We start from the raw sequence: 21,131 nt of genomic DNA, 5'->3' as shown, positions 1-21,131 counted from the left end.
TCAATGGGGGGCGTAGTGGTTTAACTTATTGATAATAATATAACTAAATAATAGGAAGTATGATTGTTATTGTATTTTAAATCAGTAACATGCTTTTCATTATCTCCGCTAACAGTGCATAATCACTTCATCCCATCCCACACTCTTGTTCCAGGTATATGCCATGAAAAACCAGCGTGTTACGTTACAGGATATCGCGTTACTAGCAGGCGTGACTAAAATGACTGTCAGCCGCTACTTACGCACGCCGGAAAAAGTGGCTCCAGAAACCGGTGAGCGTATCGCTCAAGTGATGGCTGAAGTTAATTACAGTGCTGATTCAGAAGGGGAAACTAGCCTCAATCAAAAAAGCCCGAGAATCGGTATTTTGGTTCCCTCCTTTAATAACCAGATTTTCTCTGATTTACTGGCTGGTATCGAGTCGGTCACTGCCACCAGCGGTTATCAAACACTGGTAGTCAACTATAACTACAATAAAGAACGTGAAGAAGAACAAATAGTTAATCTGCTTTCTTGCCAGATTTCCGGGCTGATACTGACTGATTCTGAACATACCTTACGTGCGGACAAGTACCTGAATGCCTCGGAGCTTCCGGTCGCGCAAGTGATGGACTTGGAACCTCAGTTCAACCGTATTACGGTCGGTTTTAATAATTATCAGGCCGCTTACGATATGACGGCCACATTGCTGGCAAGTGGGAAGCAAAATGTTGTCTATTTCGGTTCAATGTCTGATGTGCGAGATCGTAAACGTTATCAAGGCTATAGCCAGGCAATGACGGACGCGGGGTTGGCACCACTACATATTACGCCTAATAAAGTTTCATCCGTCTCTATTGGTGCCGGGATGTTGGCATTGGCACGACAAATGTATCCGCAAGTCGATGCTATTTTCTGTACCAATGATGATATGGCGGTAGGCGTGTTACAAGAATGCTTGAAATTGGGCATGGCGGTACCAGCAGAAATGGCGATCTCCGGTTTTCATGGGTTGGATATCGGCCAGGCGACCACTCCAGTACTGGCCAGTGTTACCACTCCACGTTTTGAAATGGGCAACGTGGCCGCTGAAATCTTGATTAAGAAAATCAAAAAAATTCCGACAATTGAACAAGTTGACCTGCATTATCGTATTTCACTCGGTGGAACTATCTAAGATTTCTGCTGTTGCTGAAATACCTCTAAATTGCCCACAACTGCCATTGCGTTATTGAATGGCAGCTAATGTTCCTCTTTGATAATCTGTCATAATAATATTCTTGGCATAACAAATTATGCCAATCCATAACATTTTCATTAAGGCATTACATAAATCATTAACGCTGATTTTCTTAGCTGAAACAATTCAGCACCAGCAATGATAGGTCGATCACGTTACCGGTAACATGTTTTCTTAACATGATTTACAGTGACCTGCATCACAAAATAAAACATTGAAAACGGGTCTTATAACGACATTCGCTAAATGGCTTAATCATCTGATGACTATCCACTGCCATTTTTGGTTTTTGATTTATTGACATGATCAGGTACTCGTTATGAAAAACAGCAAACCATCTTCTTTCAAACAGGCCGTATTAATTATTGCCCCGGTAATGGACTATTTGACTGAGAAACTGGAACAGAATTTTACTGTTTATAAGCTCTTTGAAGTTACGGACACTGCTGAATTTTTTGCCCAACAAGGCGAGAATATTAAGGGTATTGTGACCCGTGGTGATATCGGTGTGACCAACAAAGTATTGGCGTTATTACCTGAAGTACAGATTATCTCAATATTTGGCGTAGGGACTGACGCGGTCGATTTAGACTATACCCGTGAGCGCAATATCATCGTCACCACCACTCCAGGTGTGCTGACTGATGATGTCGCCGATACCGCTCTGGGGCTGATTATCGCCACATCGCGCCGTCTCTGTCAGGCAGATAAATTCCTGCGTGCCGGTCAGTGGCCACACAGCAGCTTACCATTGGCCTCTAAAGTGACCGGCAAACGTCTGGGTGTCTTTGGTATGGGCCGCATTGGTCAAGCTATTGCCCGCCGCGCAGCCGGTTTTGATATGCAAATTGCTTATACCGACACCGCCCACATCGAAAGCCTGCCATATCAGCATGTTCCGGACTTAATCAGCCTTGCCAGACAAAGCGATATTCTGGTTATAGCCATATCGGGTGGTAAAGACAGCGTTGGTCTGGTTGATAAAACCATTTTTGCTGCGATGCCAAATCATGCTCTGCTGATTAATATTGCTCGTGGCAGTATGGTCAATCAGGATGATTTAATCCGTGCATTACAACAGAAAGAAATTGGTGGGGCAGGTTTGGATGTTTTTGCAGATGAGCCTAATGTGCCGCAGGCATTAATCGAAATGGATAATGTAGTATTACTGCCCCATATCGCCAGTGCCACCATCGAAACCAGAATTCAAATGAGTGATATTGTATTTTCAAATATTCAAGCTCACTTTGCGGGTGAGAAAGCACCTACTGCTATTACTTACTAATTAAGAAAAAGTGAGGGTTAATTAAATTGATCCTCAAATTATTATAATAAAAATAAAAGACCACATCGTGCATTTTAAATAACTGGCAAATTACCCTAATTTGTTGGCGGCATTCTCTACGCTATTTTCTGAATGGTGTGGGAATTATTCAGCTAGAGAAAGAGGCGTGTTTATATGGACAGTAAGATCCCTAATGCCCGTTGGTTCCGCGTTATTGTGCCAATAATGATTGCTTGTATTATTTCTTTTATGGACCGGGTAAATATTAGTTTTGCACTACCAGGTGGCATGGAAAGTGATCTGGCTATTACCAGTCAAATGGCCGGTTTAGCGGGCGGTATTTTCTTTATTGGTTATTTATTTTTACAAGTACCGGGTGGCCGTATTGCTGTTCATGGCAGCGGCAGAAAATTCATTGCTTACTCCCTTGCCGTCTGGGCTGTGGTGTCGATTCTGACGGGCTTTGTGACTAACCATTATCAATTATTATTCCTGCGTTTTGTGCTGGGTGTTTCTGAGGGCGGCATGTTGCCTGTGGTGCTGACTATGGTCAGCAACTGGTTCCCGGAACGCGAAATTGGCCGCGCCAATGCTTTCGTGATGATGTTTGCCCCCATCGGTGGCATGTTCACTGCGCCTTTATCTGGTTTTATTATCAATGCGTTAGACTGGCGCTGGCTATTCTTCCTCGAAGGTTCACTGTCAGCCGTGGTGTTGATTATGTGGTGGTTTGTTATCAGTGACCGACCTGAAGAAGCCAAATGGCTGTCGAAAAAAGAGCGCGATTATCTGGTCACCGAGCTGGCACGTGAGCGGGCAGAACGGATGCTGGATGCGCCAGTCACTAATGCGCCATTAAAAGCGGTATTTCTGAATAAAGGTTTGATGAAACTGGTTGCTCTGAACTTCTTTTATCAGACCGGGGATTATGGCTACACCTTGTGGTTGCCGACTATTCTGAAAAATCTGACCGGCGGTAATATGGCCTCGGTTGGTATTCTGGCTATTCTGCCGTTTATTGCCACCACCGCCGGTATTTATGTTATTTCTTCACTATCAGATAAAACCGGTAAACGCCGTTTGCTGATAATGATTTCTCTGTTCTGTTTTGCCGCTGGTCTGGTGACATCCGTTATTTTCCGCCACAACGTATTGGTCTCTTATCTGGCTCTGGTGGTGTGCGGATTCTTCCTCAAAGCTGCCACCAGCCCATTCTGGTCTATTCCAGGCCGTATTGCGGTACCAGAAGTGGCCGGTGGCGCTCGCGGTGTGATTAATGGGTTAGGTAATTTGGGCGGGTTCTGTGGCCCGTATCTGGTCGGTGTCATGATTTTCTTCTACGGCCAAAGTGCAGCAGTTTGCATGTTAGCTGGCTCATTAATTATTGCCGGGCTGATTACCTTAACCTTACCAAAAGAGTGTGATGTTGAAGTCGCAGCGAAGGAAAAGGGCATTGCTGACAAAGGCTTAGCTAAAGTAAAACGCGCTTAAGCTGCCAGGCGGTCTTTATTGCCACGGGCATGACCGCCGCCATTGTTCACCGGAGAATCTCATGAATTTACAACAGCAACTGACCCTCAGCCAGCAGCATCAGCAACGACTGCAATTGACCCATTTCAATCATGAAATCGCCTGGCAGTTGGGCGAAAAAATAATGCAACAGGCAGAGCGGCAAGGGCTAGCGCTGGCTATCAATATCCGGGTCAATGGGCAGACTTTATTTAGTTACGCCATGCCGGGTACCAGCGCAGAAAACGCTGACTGGCTGCGGCGCAAACGTAATGTGGTGGAGTTACTGGGCACCAGCTCCTATGCCGCAGGGTTGATGTTGCAACAGCGCCAAACCTCCCTTGAGGAGCGCTATGGTGTCAGCTTACGTGACTATGCCGCGCTAGGTGGAGGTTTCCCGTTACAGGTTAAGCAAGCAGGTATTATTGGCAGCGTAAATGTCTCCGGCGCGCCACATTTGGATGATCACAATTTGCTGTTGCAGGTACTGGCGGATTTCATTGGCCTTCCTGCGGGCAGTATTGAACTTTTGGCTCCGCTGACTGAATAAGGAATGGCGATGAACCCGACTCTTACCCGTGTGACGCAGCGTATTATTGCGCGTTCTGCGCCGACCCGAACCGCTTATCTGCAACGCATCAGTGCGGCAAAAGAAAATACCGTTCACCGTTCACAATTGGCCTGCGGCAATCTGGCTCATGGTTTTGCCGCTTGCCAGCCCGAGGATAAAGTCTCTCTGAAGAATATGTTGCGTAGCGATATCGCCATTATTACCTCCTACAATGACATGCTGTCAGCTCATCAGCCTTACGAGCATTATCCGCAACAACTTAAAGATGCGCTGCATCAAGTGGGGGCGGTCGGGCAAGTGGCGGGGGGCGTTCCTGCGATGTGTGATGGCGTGACGCAAGGGCAGGATGGCATGGAATTATCGCTGATGAGCCGCGATGTGATTGCTATGTCGGCGGCTATCGGCTTATCGCACAATATGTTTGATGGCGCATTGTATCTCGGTGTGTGCGACAAAATTGTGCCAGGGTTGCTGATGGCGGCGTTGTCATTTGGTCATCTACCCGCCGTTTTTGTGCCAGCAGGGCCAATGGCCAGCGGCCTATCCAATAAAGAAAAAGTGCGGGTGCGCCAACTGTATGCCGAGGGGAAAGTTGACCGACATGCTTTGCTGGAGGCGGAGTCTGCCTCTTATCACAGTGCCGGTACTTGCACGTTTTACGGCACAGCTAACTCGAATCAGATGGTCATGGAAGTGATGGGGCTGCATTTGCCCGGTTCCTCTTTTATTCAGCCCAATACGCCACTGCGCGATGCACTGACAGCCGCGGCGGCACGGCAAGTTACGCGCTTGACGCCAACCAGTGGCAATTATTTGCCGGTCGGCCAATTGGTGGATGAAAAAGTGGTGGTAAATGGCATTGTGGCGCTTCTGGCCACCGGCGGTTCGACCAATCACACCATGCATTTGGTGGCGATGGCGCGCTCGGCGGGCATAATCATTGATTGGGATGATTTTTCTGAACTGTCGGAAGTGATTCCGCAGTTGTGTCGCATTTACCCTAACGGCCCGGCGGATATTAACTATTTCCAGGCCGCAGGCGGCGTGGCTTTGTTGATACAAGAGTTATTGCAAGGCGGTTTGTTGCATGAGGATGTGCATACTGTTGCTGGGTTTGGCCTGCAACGTTATACACAAGAGCCGTATCTGGAGGCAGGGCAGTTGCAATGGCGCAATGGGCCGCAGCGCTCACTGGATGACAGCGTGATTGCCAGTCTTACCCGACCTTTCTCACCCCATGGCGGCACTAAAGTATTGAGTGGCAATCTGGGCAGAGCGGTGATGAAAACCTCAGCCGTACCGCATGATCATCAGATTGTTGAAGGGCCAGCCGTAGTGTTTGACAGCCAGCATGATGTCGGGCCAGCGTTTGAATCCGGCGCGCTGGACCGCGATTGTGTGGTGGTGGTGCGCTATCAGGGGCCACGTGCCATTGGTATGCCGGAATTGCATAAATTGATGCCGCCGCTGGGGGTATTATTGGATCGCGGCTTTAAGGTGGCGTTAGTCACTGATGGTCGTTTGTCCGGTGCATCCGGCAAAGTGCCGTCGGCCATTCATGTGACACCAGAAGCTTATTGTGGTGGCTTACTGGCGAAAATTCGCAATGGCGATCGGGTGCGGGTTGATGGTGTCAGCGGTGAACTTTCGCTGCTGGTGGATGAAGCCGAGCTGGCCACTCGCCACCCAGCATTACCTGATATCTCGGCTTTCCATGTGGGATGTGGTCGTGAATTGTTTGCTGCATTGCGCGAACAATTGACTGGCGCAGAGCAAGGGGCGTGCTGTATTCGGTTTTAATGAGAGTTCAGCGGCAAAGGGCGCTCACCCCTTTGCCGCTGTTTACCACCGCTATTTCTTTGTTTTACGGCGCTTTCTGCCTAAAACCAATATCAATGCTAACAGCACCATCACCGCCGCAATCATGGCCGGAGCCATATAGGGCTGAAGTCTTGCCAGCAGTGGCACAGGCCCGCCAGCACGCAGTTCTGCCACATCAGCTTCACTGACGGTGACCGCCGGATTGCCATAACTGTGCAGGACATAATTGGCAATCAGGGCGATCTGTTTGTCATTCAGCGGATTAACATAAGATTGCGGGCCAAAATTTGGCATCAATATATGCTCATCACCAACCTTACGATCCACACCAAATAATATGGCGGAAACCAGATTAGCCGGGTTGGAAGAGCCGGTGGCGGTGTTATTGAACAGGGAAGGATAAGCCTGATTTTTACTGCCGCTACCGTCGGGCTGATGACAACTGGCGCAGTTGCCACTGAACAATGCAGCGCCGCTGTCTAGCGTGTTATTCGCCGTAGACGGATGCTGACCGCGTAGACCGATCTCGACATTCAACGCCTTGCCAAAACTGTCGGCGGGTTGAGTATCTTGCGGATCACGTACCGGTGTGGTGCTTTTTAGGTAAAGGGCGATCGCCTGTAAATCACTTTCCGGCAGATATTGCAGGCTATTTTGTACCGCTTCGGCCATTCCGCCAGCCGCCTGATTTTTACCGGCAACGCGCCCGGTTTTCAGGTATTCCACCAGTTGAGCATTACTCCAGCCACCAATACCACTGATGGCATCTGACGTAATATTAGGTGCATACCACGGGCCGACCATACCACCAGCAAAGGCGTTGCCAGTATCTTCACCCATCAATAAGTTACGTGGTGTATGGCAGGTATCACAGTGACCTGGCCCATTAACCAGATAAGCACCGCGATTCCATTGACCACTTTTACTGCTATCCGGTTCGAAGCGGCCTTTATCCAGGAACATCATGTTCCAGCCCAGCATGGCAAAGCGCATATTGAACGGGAAGGGAAGTTCGGTGGGAATATTCTCTTCATCAATTGCTGGCACCGCATGCATAAAGTAAACATACAACGCGTGAATGTCTTCATCACTTAGCTTGGTGTAAGAGGTATAAGGCATAGCCGGATAGAGATGGCTGCCATCAGCACGAATGCCATCGCGAACAGCACGAGCAAACTCTGCTTCACTGTACTTGCCAATCCCGTCAACAGTGGATGGGGTGATATTGGTGGAATAAATCATCCCCATCGGCGAGCTGATACCATAACCGCCGGTGAAAGGTTTTCCGCCCTCAGGTTTGGTATGACAGGCCTGGCAGTCAGAGGCGATAGCCACTTGTTCGCCTTTTTCGATCCACTGCTGTTCGCTGAGTGATGCATTCTCTGATGCACACACGTCAGCGGCGCATAGAAACAGTGAAAACAGGCTGGTTGCGATCAATTTTTTCATCATTTGCCCGCCAGTAAACGCGCCATATCATCGGCGGCTTTCAGCCCCAATGCAGCCATGGTCAATGTGCTGTTTACCACACTGGCTGACGGAATAGCACCGCCACCGGGCAACCATAAGTTGGCATGGTCATAGGTGCGGCAATTGCCATCAACCACGGAGTCTTGCGGATTGCTGCCCATAATGGTGCCACCCATGATGTGGTTATTGGCATTCAGGCTGGTGGTGATTTTGAATTCATCCGCTTCAAACAACTGGCCGATATGCTCCAGTTGCTTATGTGCGGCTTCGGCACCTTTGCGCACATAATCACCGACATCGTAATGGATATCCGGGCAGGGTAAGCCATGAGCATCTTTGCGGGTTTTACTTAATGTCAGGCGGTTGTCTGGATCTGGCAGCGGTTCAAGGCTTATCGACAAATCAGCGCCATAAGCAGCCCGGCGGCGGATCTCTTCATCCAGCGCTTTGCCCACCAGCCCCATTTCCAGCGCCTGTTGTGTGGCGGGTAATACACGGTTGATATTATTGAGGATCATTTTGTTTGCGGAGTAATCTTTGCGGAATTCGCCATCACGCGGCCCGACCAGACAACTGCTTTGTGCTGGCCCACGCCCCAACCACAGCGGCTCTTTGGCTAAAAATGTACAGTGGAAACCGGAGTGATCCATCATATTGCGGCCAACCTGATCGGATGAATTGGCAATACCGTTCGGGTTTTTCTCATTCGCAGCCATCAGCAGCAGACGCGGGGTTTCAATACCGTTACAGGCCAGCGCGAACACTTTGCCAGTCGCTTGATGAGACTGTTTTTTGTTATCCAGCCAATGGACGGCGGTGACCTGGTTTTGCTCATTGGTATCAATTTTGTAAACCACGGCTTCGGCTAATACCACCGCACCTTTCATTTCCGCACGTTCTATATGATGGATGCCGTTATACATCGCGCCGATGGGGCAAATAGGTTGGCAATTATTGTTACCACAGCAGGTTGGGCGGCCCTCCCACGGGCGGGTACTGCGCCCCTGTGGAATAGGCACCGACTGGTAACCGTGTGGATTCACCACTTCGGCAAAACGGATATCACCGTGCGCCCAAGGCACCATATCCATGGGATAAGGCTTGCTACGCTCGGACGGGGATTGCAGCTTGGGATCGTTCGGCCCGGCGACGCCAATCTCATCTTCAGCGCGGCAATAGTAGGGTTCCAACTCATCATAAGATATGGGCCAATCGCGACCGACGCCATACAGTGTTTTCATCTGAAAATCGTTGGGAACGTGCCGCCAGCAGGAGGCCGCCCAATGCCAGGTGGTGCCGCCGACGGTGCGCAGATAACCCTGTTTAAAGCTGCTGGCACTGGGGCCGGTCAGCTCGACATAGTTATTTTCTGGGAAGTAGAGTGGGGCGGTGGCAAATTCAGATTGTGGATATAAACCTTGGTAATCAGAGCCGGCTCGATTATCGAAAGGCATATTGCGCCAGTTCTCAACCGCCTGACCGCGATCGATACGCAAGCCCGCTTCTAATACCAATACCGAGTAGCCCTGAGCAACCAGTTGGTCTGCCATCATGCCGCCGACAATGCCGGAACCGACAATAATGACATCTGCCGAGGCATTGCCGTCGGCAGTAAAAATAGGTTTTTTCATCAGGAATGGCTCTCGTTGACAGGTTTTGGCAGGTTGATATCCGGCGGGGTGGCAGTCCACCACAGCGGGCCATTGCCGCAATAGGTGGGAACGACCAAGGCGTCACTGGCTGGGCGGTACATCAGCGCATCTTTATAGGCAATCAAAACCGCTTGCTGCCCATGACCGACAGTACCGGTATACCAGGCAGCAACAATTGCACTGACAGTTTTTTGTAGCTGATGCTGCTGCGCCAGTGCTTGTAGTTGTTGCGCACTTTGCCCGTCTTGCATCAGAGCCGTCAACTGACTGATTTGTGAAGAGAATTGTTTATCACTGTTATGCAATGCCGTGAATATCCGCGCTGACATGCCCTGGTCAATATCCTGATGTTCGGTCAGGGTTTGTGACAATGTAAAGAATTGGGCAAAAGCCAGTGGGTTGGCGGCGGCGGTCTGCTGCTCGGCTTGAGTTAAAAACGGATAGCCCAATAAGGAAGTGGCAACCATTGTGGAGGCGAGGCCCACTAACAGTTCTCTGCGGGTAAAACCGCTTCCATTTTGATCGGTTAAAATGGTCGTGGCGGGTGCGTTTTTTTCCATCGAGAGTTTCTCTTGGATCGGGTGATTGCGCGAAGTGGTCGCGGCTAAAAATAAATTATTCTTATATTTTGTAGTGTTTTTTAGAGGTTCGATGGCCGCGAGAGGGGCGAGGTCATAGCGAATTATTTAGATAAATTAACAATTACTTAAAGATTTTTCAATGTAATTGATTAGCCTGAGAAGTATTTGTTGGTATTTTCAACAAACTCACTCATCAACTAGCTTGCTATCGTTACCACACCAGCCCGGCCCAGATTAATCCTGAAAGTTCCCCCATCCGCCCAGAATCAATACTGCACGGCGCTTTTCGACTAAGCTTAAAAGATGCACCTTTTTCACTCATGGAGAATCCACATGAACCGAGATAAAGAACAGCAAACTTCGCTAGACGACGATTTGACCATGCTAACCGATACGCTGGAAGAGGTACTGCGTGCTTCTGGTGATGCAGCCGATGAAAGTTATCAGGAAATTAAAGCCCGCGCGGAGAAAGCGTTAAAGGAGGTACAGAACCGTTTGAGTGGCCGCAGTGAGTGCTATATCAAACGGGCAAAAGTGCTGGCGTGTTGTACCGATGATTACGTGCGCGAAAAGCCCTGGTGCAGTGTAGGGATTAGTGCCACTGTTGGGCTGGTGGTCGGGTTATTGCTGGCGCGGCGTTAAGATATTTTAGTTATAGAATGTTACAGTGACTTCTATTGATATAAGATTGTTTTAATTACTATAATCGGCCCTTAAATGGGCCATTTCAATATTTAAATAAGAAATTAATTAACCCAGCAACAACAATAAAAATGATATTAGTTATATAAATATAAAACCTACCAGTAATTTTCACAAGTGCTTAATGATAATAAAGAATTGTAAATTCACATCATGATGATTATTTTAATATTGACTTTTGTTTTTATTTTAAAATAATAAATCAGCATTTTTTAAACTTAATTTCATCTATTATATATTTGCTTCATTGCAAAAGAGCTGATCTATTTTTAATAAATGCTAATAGGGTATTTGTATGATGTTAATATGACACGGAGTATATAAATGCATAATTCCCAACATGCATCTAAATTATTTCGCCCATTATTTTTAACCGTCGCTATCAGCAATATAATCTGGCCTGAATTCACTATGGCGCAAACGCGCGAATTTACCTATTCAGCCACCATCTCTGGCCCGTCATCAGTGGCCTTATCTGATGCTATAGCCGGTGATGGTAATTATAATGCGACTATCAATGTAGATAACCCAGACAAGCCTCTCGAAGTTTATTTCGGTCAAATAGAAACCCTCCAAAAAACATATGACATTGGGAATTATTCCGTCGATATTTATGGGCAGAATACTACCGATAGTTCTTATACCGCTTTTTTTGGTTTGGCTGTTGATAGTAATAACGCAGTTTCAATAAACAACTTCAGTTATAAAAATAATCTCAAGGTTGGTGGTGATAATCATCATCATAATAGCACGGCACTTATTGCCTCTGATGGGTCAAAAGTCACCATCGATGGTAAAGTTTATATTAATTCACTCGTCGAAATGGATACCAGTGGATCGGAAACTGCTTCAATTGCCAATAATGGTTTGTATGCCACTGGCATGGGTTCAACAATTACTGCTAATAATGGTGATGTGTATATTAATACCTACGCCAAAAACTTTTTGGAATTATTGGGAGAAAATGCTTCTTACACCGGAGGCGGTGCAAAAAGTGATGCGGTGAGCGGCAAGCATGGTGGTCAGGTAATCATTAATGAAACTGGTCAATATCAAGTTAACTTATTAGGTAATCTGGACTTGGGTAATGCATTTGGTTTGGGAAGCAGTATTACCGCGGTGTTAAATGGCAGTGATTCCTACTGGCATGGTACAGAGGCCAATGAATATAATGCGGACAGCAATACTTGGGCGGGTATACTGGATGTAACATTAATGAATAAAGCCCAGTGGATACCTGATGCGGTTAATGCAGAAATCAGCGCATTAACATTACAGAATGGGGGCACCGTAAATCTGCATGGCTTTAATCTACACACGAACAAAAGTCAGAACGAAGGTGTCAAGGTTTATGATCTAAAAGGCAGTGACGGTATTTTTCTTATTGATGTGAATACCAGTAAAACTGATGACCAACGCAAGAATGGTAGTGATTTTATTGAGGTGGTCAGCAGCAGCACCGGTGGGTCTCATTATATCGAAGCATTGAATGTCGATAAACTTGCCAACCTAAGCGAAGATATTTGGGTGGCGGATGCGGCCAGTAATGTCAGCTTTAAAGCTTACGATCAGATAGATGTCAACAACGAATATGTTTATGACTATAAGCCTATTATTCGTTCAGATATTAGAGACGGTGATCCCTCAGCCAATATGGCACCAACTGGTATATTTCGGGTATTGATAAAAAGTTGAGTGCAGTCAGTGATACTGTACTTGCCAATGCCGGTGTAAATTATGCAACAGCCACTGCTCGCCTTGAGATTGATAGCCTCAACAAACGATTAGGTGAGTTAAGAAATGACCAACAGGAAAATGGAATTTGGTTGCGTTATAAAGGTGGTGAAATGAAAAGTAAGGATACCAGCCACTTTAAAAATCAATATCATTTTTATCAGTTAGGGTATGACAATAAAGATGAATATGAGAATGGAATCTGGACTAAAGGTATTGCTGCACATTATCTGGATGGTAAATCAGAATTTGATTACGGTTCTGGCGATAATAAAAGCTACGGTGGTAGCCTCTATAGTTCCTGGAATCGGCCAGATCAGCAAGACTATGTTGATCTCGTGTTCAAATATAGCCATCTGAAGAGCAACTTTGATTACCGAAATACCCTTGGTACGGGGGGACACGGCACTGGCAGTAACAGCTCATGGAGTGTAAGTGCTGAATATGGTCGTGAATTCTCACTGGATAACGGTAATTTTATCGAGCCTCAGGGGCAACTGGTTTATACCTATCTGAATAAAGCCGATTACAGCACCAACAGCGGCCTCCTGGTGAGTCAGGATAATATTAACAGTGTGATTGGCCGTGCTGGGGTACGCGTAGGGCATCGGTTCGAAGGAAAGAGTAACAATGATATTTATCTGAAAGCTGATTTATTACGCGAGTTTGCCGGTGATTGTAATGTGACTATCCGAGGGAAAGACACCGTGTTGGTGGATAACCAAAATGGGAAAGACAACTGGATAGTTTACGGTATTGGCACCAATATTCAGTTTACAGAAGATAATAACTCCCGTTTCTACCTCGACCTGGAGAAGTCTTCTGGTGGGGACATCAACACTCAGTGGCAGCTCAATGCGGGTTTGCGTTGGGAGTGGTAATATAACTGAAAGAGTTTAATCCATTTTAAGGGCAGGGTTATTCCTGCCCTTTCCCCCTATTAAGAGGTAAAGGTTTGCATCAATATCAAATATTAGTGTGATAAGTAACAATAACTTTTCAATCTGACTTTTCTTATTATTCATGCCCCGTATAATCCCACTCTTTCTGTTGATTTGCCGAGGTGGTCGTGAAGCAACTTTCTGGTTTGTTAGGCGAATTACGGCAAAAGTTACGTGCTGACTTCCCTGACCAGGCCGGTATTCGGCAAATTATCTTGCCCGCGCCGGGACAAGTGGGAAATCAATTGCTTGAATGGCTTGCCGCTCAATATCATTTTCCTCAATTTTATTGGCATCATCGTGAAGGTCATGAAGAGGCCGCAGTCTGTGGTCAAACCCGGCAATTCAACGACGTACAATCGGCTGATCAATTTATCCAACAGCACCGCGCTGTTGCGGGGTTGCGTGTGTGGGGGCTGAATGCTTTTGAGCCGGTCAGTATTGTCGAACCCTCTCCTGATTCGCCCCAACAAACCCAGACCAGTTTCTTGTTTTTACCGCGTATCGAAATTTTACGGCGCGGTAAAAATACCTATTTGACCCTAAATTTGGTCAGTGACGACTCCCTTGCGCAAGATGCTTTGCTCGCCATTGCCTTTATTGATCAACTGGTTGCCGCCGAACCTTTGCCTGCATTGGACGTGGTGGTTGAAGCTGCCAGCCATATGCCGGAATATCCGCAGTGGAGCCGCCTGATTGAACAGGCATTGGGCAACATTGAGCAACAAAAAATGGAGAAGGTAGTCCTGGCTCGGACGACCCGCTTGATGCTGGATAAGCCTCTCTCGTGCGGGGCTTTTATGGCCGCCAGCCGTCAGGTGAATCATCATTGTTTTCACTTTATGCTGCGCTTTGATGGTTTGCGGGCATTTTTGGGTTCCAGCCCTGAGCGCCTGTATTTGCGCCAGCTTCAACATCTGGAAACAGAAGCGTTGGCAGGAACCACGTCAAATGATGACGATATCGCTCATGCCACTGAATTGGCTGATTGGTTGATGCATGATGAAAAGAATCAACGTGAGAATTTGCTGGTAGTCGATGATATTTGCCAGCGTTTGCAAGGCGGGGTGGTCGCGGTGGATGTCATGCCGCCTGAAGTCATCCGCCTACGTAAAGTGCAGCATTTACGCCGCTGTATCCATGCGCAACTTAATCATGCTAATGATGCTGACTGCTTACACCGGCTACAACCAACGGCTGCGGTGGCGGGGTTACCGCGCAATGTTGCCCGGCAGTTTATTACAGAAAACGAGCCTTTTTCTCGTGGTTGGTATGCCGGTTCTGCCGGTTATCTTTCTCTCAAGCAAACTGAATTTAGTGTGACATTGCGTTCGGCATGGGTGGAGGATAAACAGATTCATCTGTATGCCGGTGCTGGTATTGTTGCCGGTTCTGATGCAGAACAAGAATGGCAGGAAATTAACAATAAATCGGCAGGGTTACGTACTTTGCTAGTAAATATTAAGTCTGTTAATAATAAAATGCAGTAATTAACCGCACTCACTGAGTTGTTAACCGTACAAATTATGTGGGCGGATTGTGGCTCCTATGCTGCGGGTGTAAACTGTCAAACAGGGCCAATGCAAACCGGTTTTGTTGTAGATAACGGTAAAAATTTAACCATTAATCAGTCACTCAGGGCTTTTTCAGCGGATAGTTTAGTTCCTCACGTTGATTATCGGGGTCGCAGTGTCTGTTAACTGACTTTTGGGCGAACCATGTCGACAAGCGTTTTTAACCGTCGTTGGGCGGCATTACTACTGGAGGCGTTGAGTCGCCACGGTGTGCAGCATATCTGTATTGCTCCGGGTTCCCGTTCGACGCCGCTCACCTTGGCGGCGGCGGCTAATCCGTCGCTGGTTTGCCATACTCATTTTGATGAGCGCGGCTTGGGGCATTTGGCATTGGGTTTGGCGAAAGCTTCAACTGAACCGGTGGCGGTGATTGTCACTTCCGGCACTGCGGCGGCTAATCTTTATCCGGCCTTAATTGAAGCCGGGCTTACCGGTGAGCGCTTAATCTTATTGACCGCCGATCGCCCACCAGAATTAATTGATTGCGGTGCCAATCAAGCGATTCGCCAGCCAGGCATGTTCGCCAGCCATCCGGCCGTCAGCCTTAATCTGCCTCGCCCCACACCGGATATTCCTGCCAGTTGGCTGGTTTCAACCATCGACAGTGCGATGGCGCAATTGCACCACGGCGGCTTGCATGTTAACTGCCCATTTGCTGAACCGCTTTATGGTGGTGATGAACAATGCTATGCCGACTGGTCTGCCACCTTGGGTGACTGGTGGCAAGATTGCCATCCCTGGCTGCGCCAATCTCGTCCTCTGCCGCAAATAGAGCAAGCCGACTGGTTGTTCTGGCGGCAAAAGCGTGGTGTGGTGATTGCCGGGCGCATGACCGCCGAAGAGGGCGAACAGTTGGCGCAATGGGCTGAACTACTCGGCTGGCCTCTGATTGGCGATGTGCTGTCGCAAACTGGCCAACCGCTACCTTGTGCCGACTTGTGGCTCGCACACCCAGGTGCGCAACGCGTGCTGGCTCAGGCACAGATAGTCTTACAGTTTGGCAGTAGCTTAACCGGTAAACGCTTGTTGCAGTGGCAGGCACAATGCCAGCCGCAAGAATACTGGCTGGTGGATAGCATCGCGGGTCGTCTTGATCCGGCGAATCACCGTGGTCGCCGGATTATCTCTCCGGTGAATGAGTGGTTAGAACAACATCCGGCACTACGCCGCACACCCTGGGCTTCCGAGTTGATTATATGGTCGGAAAACGCTCATGCGCATGTTGAACAAGCGTTGAACGAACAATTCAGTGAGGCGGCAGTGGCCCATCGCTTGGCCGAATTGTTACCGGAAAACGGCCAACTTTTTGTCGGCAACAGCTTGATTGTCCGTTTGATTGATGCGCTGGGGCAGTTGCCTGCGGGGTATCCGGTTTACAGTAATCGCGGGGCCAGCGGGATTGATGGTTTGTTATCGACCGCCGCCGGTGTCCAGCGCGCCACCGCTAAGCCAACGCTGGCGATAGTTGGGGATTTATCGGCGCTTTATGACCTTAATGCTCTGGCGCTATTGCGCCAAAGTTCCGCTCCTACGGTGCTACTGGTGGTGAACAATAATGGCGGGCAGATTTTCTCTCTGCTTCCGACACCAGAAGCTGACCGTCAGCGTTTTTATTGCATGCCGCAGAATGTGAGTTTTGAACATGCTGCTGCGATGTTCGGTTTAGGTTATTCCCGGCCAGAAAGCGGGTTGATGCTCAAACAGCAAGTAGATCAATGCTGGCTACGTGGTGGAGTCACACTGATTGAAATAGAGGTGCCGCCGAGTCAGGGGGCAGAAACACTGCAACAACTGGTACAACAGGTAGCCCAATTATGACGCTGGCATGCTGTAAGCTCGACCCACATCCCCAATCTCCGGCACGGCAACATACTGGGCCGTGGCTGGTCTGGCTGCATGGTTTATTGGGCAGTGGTCAGGACTGGCTACCGGTGGCGGAATTATGCGGCGATTACCCTTCACTGCTTATCGACTTGCCGGGACACGGTAACTCTGTCGCTCTGACTACCACTGGCTTTGAAGATATCAGCCGCCAGATAAGCGAAACATTGCAGGCTAATGGCATTCGCGAATATTGGCTGGCGGGCTATTCTTTAGGCGGCAGAATTGCGATGTATCACGCCTGCTATGGTCATAAGGTTGGTTTGCAAGGGCTGCTGGTCGAAGGGGGTAATCTCGGTCTGGAAAGCGATGAGCTGCGAAAAGCGCGCTTTGAGCAAGATTGCCAATGGGCACAGCGCTTTCGTCACGAACTTTTGCCACAGGTGTTGGCTGACTGGTATCAGCAGGATGTATTTGCTGATTTGGATTCGCAGCAACGGGAGCAATTGGTCGCGGTGCGAGCCAATAATCATGGCCCGGCGGTGGCGGATATGCTCGAAGCCACCTCACTTGGGCATCAGCCCTGGCTATTACCGGCTCTGCAATGCCTGAGTGTCCCGTACACCTATCTGTGTGGTGAACGTGACCACAAATTCCAGCAAGTGGCTCATCAATACAAGTTGCCATTACGGACACTGGCCCGCGCAGGGCACAATGCGCATCGGGCGAACCCTGGGGCTTTTGCTGCGCTGGTGCTTTCATTTTTATCGCAGTCTTCATTTTTACCACTATCATCATTTTTACCACCATCCCGTTAAAGGAATGCTTACTATGCTTTATCCGAGCGAAGAACAACTGTACGCCGCCATTGAATGGCAAGATTGCTCCGCTGGGTTTGAAGATATTCGCTATCACAAATCCAGTGATGGGATCGCCAAGATAACCATCAACCGCCCTCATGTGCGTAATGCATTCCGTCCGTTAACAGTTAAAGAGATGATTCAGGCGCTGGCTGATGCCCGCTATGATGACAATATTGGTGTCATCATTTTGACCGGTGAAGGTGAAAAAGCCTTCTGCTCCGGCGGTGATCAGAAAGTCCGCGGTGACTACGGCGGTTATCAGGATGCGAGCGGTACCCATCATCTGAATGTGCTGGATTTCCAGCGTCAAATTCGTACTTGTCCGAAACCAGTTGTAGCAATGGTTGCCGGTTATTCTATTGGCGGCGGTCATGTATTACATATGATGTGTGACCTCACTGTTGCTGCTGATAATGCTATTTTCGGCCAGACTGGGCCAAAAGTGGGTTCATTTGATGGTGGTTGGGGTGCGGCATATATGGCTCGCATTGTCGGCCAGAAAAAAGCGCGCGAAATCTGGTTTTTATGCCGCCAGTATGATGCTAAACAAGCATTGGATATGGGGCTGGTGAACACGGTAGTACCGCTTGCTTCTCTGGAAAAAGAGACGGTGCGCTGGTGTCGTGAAATGCTGCAAAACAGCCCAATGGCACTGCGCTGCTTGAAAGCCGCATTAAATGCCGACTGCGATGGGCAGGCGGGCTTGCAAGAGCTGGCCGGTAACGCCACCATGTTGTTCTATATGACTGACGAAGGTCAGGAAGGGCGTAACGCATTCAATGAGAAACGCCAGCCAGACTTCAGCAAATTCAAGCGTAATCCGTAATGCGCGCGGCCACACTTTACCGCTATAGCATCCCGATGGAAGCGGGGGTGATACTGCGGCATCAGCGGCTAAAAAGTCGCGATGGATTGTTGGTGAAATTGCAACAAGGCGAGCAGACCGGCTGGGGCGAAATTGCCCCCCTGCCAGAGTTCAGCCAGGAAACGTTGCCTGAGGCACAAGCTGCTGCAATCGCTGAGTTACCGCGCTGGGTGAATGGCGAGGAGCTTGATCTCGGCCCCTTGCCCTCGGTGGCTTTTGGCCTCAGTTGCGCGTTGGCGGAGCTTGAGAAATTATTGCCACTGTCGGCCGATTACCGCAAAGCACCACTGTGTACCGGTGACCCTGATGAGCTGTTCGCCGTGTTACAAGCATTACCGGGCGAGAAAGTTGCCAAGGTGAAAGTTGGGTTATATGAAGCGGTGCGCGATGGCATGATTGTCAATGTGCTGCTGGAGGCTTTGCCTGATTTGAAACTGCGGCTGGATGCCAATCGCAGTTGGACGCGGGCTAAAGCAGATGGTTTTGCCAAATATGTTAATCCTGAATTGCGCTCACGCATCGCGTTTCTGGAAGAACCGTGTAAAACCCGTGCCGAATCCCGTGAGTTTGCCCGTGACACCGGCATTGCTATTGCCTGGGATGAAAGTGTGCGCGAGGCGGATTTCCAGGTGGAAGCCGAACCGGGTGTGGCCGCGATTATCATCAAACCGACGCTGGTGGGTAGTATCGCGCGTTGCCAGCAATTGGTGCAGCAAGCGCATCAAGCAGGATTAGAGGCGGTGATTAGCTCCAGTATTGAGTCGAGTTTGGGTTTGACTCAGTTGGCTCGCCTGGCGGATTGGCTAACCCCAGCAACAGTGCCGGGGCTGGATACATTGAGTCTGATGCAGGCGCAATGTATCCGTCAGTGGCCGGATAGCACGCTGCCGGTGGTGACTGTCGATCAACTGGATGTGCTATGGCACAGCTAAATAATTGGCCTTGGAAGGATATATTTCCATGGCAACATTGGGCCAATCTGCAACCTCGGGCGACGGCAATTCGCTCGGGGGCGCAACGGATCAGTTGGCAACAGTTAGCCACTGATATTGATAATCTGGCCGCTGGCTTGCAACAGCAAGGTGTCACCCCCGGTTGTGGCGTGGTGCTGCGCGGTAAAAACAGTTATTCATTGTTGCTGGCGTATCTGGCTGCATTGCAGTGCGCCGCGCGTGTTTTACCGCTTAACCCTCAATTGCCAGAATCACTGTTGACGCAACTTTTGCCGCAGCTCGATATTGATTTTATGCTGAATCTGGCCGAACCATTGCCTGCACAGCTAAGTTTTACTCCACTGCATCTCACCAGGGTACATTCGACGGAAAATATCCTGACATGGGATAGCCAACGGCTGGCGACCATGACACTGACCTCCGGCTCTTCAGGGTTACCCAAAGCGGCAGTGCACACATTGGCGGCGCATCTGGCCAGTGCCGATGGTGTATTGCGATTAATGGATTTCACAGCTAATGATTGCTGGTTGCTATCATTGCCGCTATTTCATGTCTCCGGGCAGGGCATTGTCTGGCGCTGGTTAAGTGCCGGAGCGGCCCTTGCTGTGCAAGCGGGTGTATCGTTATCTGATGCGCTGGCAGGTTGCAGCCATGCCTCGTTGGTGCCAACCCAGCTTTGGCGCTTGCTTGAAAGTGCAGAACAGCCACTTAGCTTGAAAGAGGTGTTACTCGGGGGCGCGACTATCCCTACTGCGCTGACTGAGCAAGCCGAAGCGCGCGGAATTCGCTGCTGGTGTGGCTACGGCCTGACGGAATCAGCTTCAACTGTGTGTGCTAAACGCGCTGATGGTTTGCCTGGTGTTGGTGTCGCGCTGGAAGGACGACAGGTGAAATTAGTCGAGGGCGAAGTCTGGGTGAAAGCCGCGTGTCTGGCCGCCGGTTATTGGCAGCAGGGGCAGTTACAGCCTCTGACTGACAGTGATGGTTGGTTCCATACCCGTGATCGTGGTGAATGGCAGCAAGGCGAATTACGTATTCTGGGGCGGCTGGATAATCTATTTTTCAGCGGCGGTGAGGGCATTCAACCTGAGGATATTGAACGAGTTTTACTGCAATATCCGGGAGTACAGCAAGCTTTTGTTATTCCTGTCGCCGACACTGAATTCGGTCACCGCCCTGTTGCTGTGCTTGATGCTGATGATTCGGTGAATGACGCCGTATTAGCGGATTGGTTAGCGCCACAATTGGCGGCATTCCAGCGGCCGGTGGCTTTTTATCGCTTACCGGCAGAGCTTAAAACGGGGGGGATTAAGGTATCAAGGCGCGGGGTGGCAGATTTAGGCGTCATGAGCAGGGACGCGAATAAAGCCGTCCCGTCAGCGAAATGATGAACCGAGGGCACCCACGAAGTGGGCCAGCAATACGTGCGCAAGCGCAGGGGTTCCAAGGGGGTCACGCGCTTGTGACCCCTTTGGCGGTTGAGGCTACAGAGGTAAGTTAATTACTGAACTCATAACAACCGAAACTGATCACCTTGCAACCATCAACCGAGCCTGATCACCAAATCGAC

15 protein-coding genes and 1 pseudogene are annotated in these 21,131 nt (G+C 49.1%); 13 read left to right on the top strand and 3 right to left on the bottom strand.

Annotated elements, in window-relative coordinates; all coding sequences use genetic code 11:
• Nucleotides 1–163: 163 nt before the first annotated feature.
• The 5 genes from FGL26_RS08465 to edd all read left to right on the top strand — a co-directional run bounded on the left by FGL26_RS08465 (nt 164) and on the right by edd (nt 6,384).
• The gene (locus FGL26_RS08465; protein ID WP_005171663.1) at nt 164–1,156 is read left to right on the top strand and encodes a substrate-binding domain-containing protein; all 993 of its coding nucleotides are present in this window, start codon (nt 164–166) and stop codon (nt 1,154–1,156) included.
• 382 nt (nt 1,157–1,538) lie between these two features.
• Nucleotides 1,539–2,504, top strand: a complete 966-nt coding sequence (locus tag FGL26_RS08460) for a 2-hydroxyacid dehydrogenase (RefSeq protein WP_005171661.1) — start codon at nt 1,539–1,541, stop codon at nt 2,502–2,504.
• Between the two features lie 174 nt (nt 2,505–2,678).
• Nucleotides 2,679–3,995 (top strand): MFS transporter, encoded by a 1,317-nt coding sequence (locus tag FGL26_RS08455; RefSeq protein WP_005171659.1) that lies wholly within the window; start codon nt 2,679–2,681, stop codon nt 3,993–3,995.
• 61 nt (nt 3,996–4,056) lie between these two features.
• On the top strand, nt 4,057–4,563 hold the full coding sequence (locus tag FGL26_RS08450; protein ID WP_005171657.1) for a heme-degrading domain-containing protein: 507 nt from the start codon (nt 4,057–4,059) through the stop codon (nt 4,561–4,563).
• 9 nt (nt 4,564–4,572) lie between these two features.
• Nucleotides 4,573–6,384 carry a phosphogluconate dehydratase gene (gene edd / locus FGL26_RS08445; protein ID WP_005171655.1) on the top strand — a complete coding sequence of 604 codons (1,812 nt, stop codon included), beginning with the start codon at nt 4,573–4,575 and terminating at the stop codon, nt 6,382–6,384.
• 51 nt (nt 6,385–6,435) lie between these two features.
• Here edd and FGL26_RS08440 read toward each other — a convergent pair whose 3' ends face one another.
• From FGL26_RS08440 to FGL26_RS08430, 3 genes are read right to left on the bottom strand one after another with little or no spacing between them, the layout of a single operon-like run.
• A complete protein-coding gene (locus tag FGL26_RS08440) occupies nt 6,436–7,854 on the bottom strand; it encodes a c-type cytochrome (protein ID WP_005171653.1) in 1,419 nt (472 codons plus the stop codon).
• Nucleotides 7,854–9,506: a GMC family oxidoreductase gene (locus FGL26_RS08435; RefSeq protein ID WP_005171647.1), complete on the bottom strand. Its 1,653-nt coding sequence runs from the start codon at nt 9,504–9,506 to the stop codon at nt 7,854–7,856. The genes FGL26_RS08440 and FGL26_RS08435 overlap by 1 nt, the downstream gene beginning before the upstream one ends.
• Entirely contained in the window at nt 9,506–10,087 is a 582-nt protein-coding gene (locus FGL26_RS08430; protein WP_005171640.1) for a sugar dehydrogenase complex small subunit, read from the bottom strand. Before FGL26_RS08430 ends, FGL26_RS08435 begins: the two co-directional genes overlap by 1 nt.
• A 354-nt stretch (nt 10,088–10,441) precedes the next feature.
• Between FGL26_RS08430 and FGL26_RS08425 the strand changes: the two genes are divergently transcribed.
• From FGL26_RS08425 to menE, 8 genes and pseudogenes are all read left to right on the top strand, one after another.
• Nucleotides 10,442–10,750: an ElaB/YgaM/YqjD family protein gene (locus tag FGL26_RS08425; RefSeq protein WP_005171638.1), complete on the top strand. Its 309-nt coding sequence runs from the start codon at nt 10,442–10,444 to the stop codon at nt 10,748–10,750.
• A gap of 384 nt (nt 10,751–11,134) precedes the next feature.
• Nucleotides 11,135–13,425, top strand: a pseudogene (locus FGL26_RS08420) (autotransporter outer membrane beta-barrel domain-containing protein).
• Between the two features lie 188 nt (nt 13,426–13,613).
• Nucleotides 13,614–14,975, top strand: a complete 1,362-nt coding sequence (gene menF / locus FGL26_RS08415; RefSeq protein WP_005171627.1) for an isochorismate synthase MenF — start codon at nt 13,614–13,616, stop codon at nt 14,973–14,975.
• Between the two features lie 228 nt (nt 14,976–15,203).
• Nucleotides 15,204–16,877 (top strand): 2-succinyl-5-enolpyruvyl-6-hydroxy-3-cyclohexene-1-carboxylic-acid synthase, encoded by a 1,674-nt coding sequence (menD, locus tag FGL26_RS08410; RefSeq protein ID WP_005171625.1) that lies wholly within the window; start codon nt 15,204–15,206, stop codon nt 16,875–16,877.
• Complete coding sequence (menH, locus tag FGL26_RS08405) at nt 16,874–17,698, top strand: 2-succinyl-6-hydroxy-2,4-cyclohexadiene-1-carboxylate synthase (RefSeq protein WP_005171623.1); 825 nt, start codon at nt 16,874–16,876, stop codon at nt 17,696–17,698. Before menD ends, menH begins: the two co-directional genes overlap by 4 nt.
• A gap of 13 nt (nt 17,699–17,711) precedes the next feature.
• Nucleotides 17,712–18,569 (top strand): 1,4-dihydroxy-2-naphthoyl-CoA synthase, encoded by an 858-nt coding sequence (gene menB / locus FGL26_RS08400; RefSeq protein WP_005171617.1) that lies wholly within the window; start codon nt 17,712–17,714, stop codon nt 18,567–18,569.
• Entirely contained in the window at nt 18,569–19,540 is a 972-nt protein-coding gene (gene menC / locus FGL26_RS08395) for an o-succinylbenzoate synthase (protein WP_005171614.1), read from the top strand. Before menB ends, menC begins: the two co-directional genes overlap by 1 nt.
• Nucleotides 19,528–20,949: an o-succinylbenzoate--CoA ligase gene (gene menE / locus FGL26_RS08390; protein ID WP_005171611.1), complete on the top strand. Its 1,422-nt coding sequence runs from the start codon at nt 19,528–19,530 to the stop codon at nt 20,947–20,949. Before menC ends, menE begins: the two co-directional genes overlap by 13 nt.
• The last annotated feature ends 182 nt before the right edge of the window (nt 20,950–21,131 follow it).

It is taken from the genome of Yersinia enterocolitica subsp. enterocolitica, from assembly GCF_901472495.1.
Taxonomy (GTDB): domain Bacteria; phylum Pseudomonadota; class Gammaproteobacteria; order Enterobacterales; family Enterobacteriaceae; genus Yersinia; species Yersinia enterocolitica.
The sequence above is the reverse complement of the archived record's forward strand: the minus strand, read 5'-3'. Positions and strand labels throughout refer to the sequence as shown.

Excerpts from the sequence above, each read along its gene's own strand:
- FGL26_RS08465 (WP_005171663.1), top strand. The coding sequence starts at position 164 with ATGAAAAACCAGCGTGTTACGTTACAGGATATCGCGTTACTAGCAGGC.
- FGL26_RS08430 (WP_005171640.1), bottom strand. The coding sequence starts at position 10,087 with ATGGAAAAAAACGCACCCGCCACGACCATTTTAACCGATCAAAATGGA.
- FGL26_RS08440 (WP_005171653.1), bottom strand. The coding sequence starts at position 7,854 with ATGAAAAAATTGATCGCAACCAGCCTGTTTTCACTGTTTCTATGCGCC.
- FGL26_RS08450 (WP_005171657.1), top strand. The coding sequence starts at position 4,057 with ATGAATTTACAACAGCAACTGACCCTCAGCCAGCAGCATCAGCAACGA.
- FGL26_RS08460 (WP_005171661.1), top strand. The coding sequence starts at position 1,539 with ATGAAAAACAGCAAACCATCTTCTTTCAAACAGGCCGTATTAATTATT.
- FGL26_RS08455 (WP_005171659.1), top strand. The coding sequence starts at position 2,679 with ATGGACAGTAAGATCCCTAATGCCCGTTGGTTCCGCGTTATTGTGCCA.
- menH (WP_005171623.1), top strand. The coding sequence starts at position 16,874 with ATGACGCTGGCATGCTGTAAGCTCGACCCACATCCCCAATCTCCGGCA.
- FGL26_RS08435 (WP_005171647.1), bottom strand. The coding sequence starts at position 9,506 with ATGAAAAAACCTATTTTTACTGCCGACGGCAATGCCTCGGCAGATGTC.
- menB (WP_005171617.1), top strand. The coding sequence starts at position 17,712 with ATGCTTTATCCGAGCGAAGAACAACTGTACGCCGCCATTGAATGGCAA.
- FGL26_RS08425 (WP_005171638.1), top strand. The coding sequence starts at position 10,442 with ATGAACCGAGATAAAGAACAGCAAACTTCGCTAGACGACGATTTGACC.
- menC (WP_005171614.1), top strand. The coding sequence starts at position 18,569 with ATGCGCGCGGCCACACTTTACCGCTATAGCATCCCGATGGAAGCGGGG.
- menD (WP_005171625.1), top strand. The coding sequence starts at position 15,204 with ATGTCGACAAGCGTTTTTAACCGTCGTTGGGCGGCATTACTACTGGAG.
- edd (WP_005171655.1), top strand. The coding sequence starts at position 4,573 with ATGAACCCGACTCTTACCCGTGTGACGCAGCGTATTATTGCGCGTTCT.
- menE (WP_005171611.1), top strand. The coding sequence starts at position 19,528 with ATGGCACAGCTAAATAATTGGCCTTGGAAGGATATATTTCCATGGCAA.